General features: G+C 64.0%; 2 protein-coding genes. Both read right to left on the minus strand.

The features are described from left to right. Nucleotides 1-318: AIR synthase related protein (locus tag U1769_RS24990; RefSeq protein WP_332720865.1), on the minus strand; the 318-nt coding region annotated here is incomplete at its 3' end. Nucleotides 319-397: 79 nt separating this feature from the next. Further along, nucleotides 398-1,401: cystathionine gamma-synthase family protein (locus tag U1769_RS24995; RefSeq protein WP_332720866.1), on the minus strand; the 1,004-nt coding region annotated here is incomplete at its 5' end.

Genomic DNA, 1,401 nt, shown 5'->3' on the forward strand with positions numbered 1-1,401 from the left:
AATGAGGGCGTCGTTCAGGCCGGATAGAAAGGCTGCATCCCAGTCCGCGTCGCCGGACAACGCATAGTTGAGCAGGCAGCCGATGGGGGTGGCACCCTTTGCCGCAAGGTCCGAGAGGTTCACTGCCGCGAGCTTCCACCCGATCGAATCGGCGGGGTCGTGCGGGCGATAGTGCACGCGTTCCACCATCGTGTCGGTGGTGAGGATCAGGGGGCCAGCCGCGACGTCGAACTGCGCCGTGTCGTCGGCCAGTCCTGCCGCCGCCGGGTGGGTGGCGATCACGCGAAGGGCGGTGAGGAAGGCGAACTCGTCTGGCATCGCTTTCTGGTAGGGTAACGCCCGCAAGGCGAAAAGCTCGATGACGATAGTTTACGTGCCGCTCAACGCTGAATACGCCTCAAACCGCCTTCAACGCCGCCTCAAAGTCCGCGATCAGGTCGTCGGCATCCTCGACTCCGACCGAGATGCGGACGAGGTTGTCGGTGATGCCGAGCGCCTGTTTGCGGGCATCCGGCACCGACAGATGCGTCATCGCGGCGGGGGCGGAGGCGAGGGTTTCGGTGCCGCCGAGGCTGACCGCGAGTTTGGCGATCTTCAAGGAATCGAGGAAGGCGAAGGCCTCTTTCTCGCCGCCCTTGAGGTAGAGCGAGAAGGTCGATCCGGCGCCAGTGCAGTGGCGGTTGTAGATGTCGGCCTGACGGCTGCCCTCTTCGAGGAAGCCTAGATAGCCGACCTTCTCTACCTTGGGATGGGTGCGGAGAAATTCGCAAACCTTGACCGCATTTTCGCCCGCGCGGCTCATGCGCAACTCCAGCGTCTCCAGTGAACGCAGCAGCATCCAGGCGGTGTTAGGGTCGCAGATCGTGCCGATGGTGTTGCGCATCAGGCGGATGGTGTTGATGTGAGCCTTTGTACCCAGCACGCCGCCCGCGACCAGGTCGCTATGGCCGCCCGCATATTTGGTGAGACTGTAGACGACGAGGTCGGCGCCCTGCTTCAGCGGCTGTGCCCAAAGCGGGCCAAGGAAGGTATTGTCGATGGCGATCGGCGGCTTGTTCGCGCCCGTGAAAATTGCGTCACGGCTGGCGGCGACGGCTTCGACATCGACCAGCACGTTGGTGGGGTTAGCCGGGCTCTCGAGATAGATCAGCGCGACGTTGCCCGATGCGGCCTTGCTCAGGACTGCGTCGATTTCCTCGCGGGTCGCGCCTGCGGGGAAGTCGAGCCAATGGACGCCGAACTTGCCGAGGATGCGCGCGATCAGCGTTTCAGTGGCGGCATAGAGCGGGCCGGAGTGAACGATGGTGTCGCCGGGCTTGACCATCGCGAGGAAGAGCGTGGCGATGGCGGACATGCCGGAGGAGAAGGCGAGCGCATCCTCAGCCTCTTCCCACACGCCGA

The organism is Parasphingomonas zepuensis, assembly GCF_036663735.1.
In the GTDB taxonomy this organism is placed as follows: Bacteria; Pseudomonadota; Alphaproteobacteria; order Sphingomonadales; family Sphingomonadaceae; genus Sphingomonas.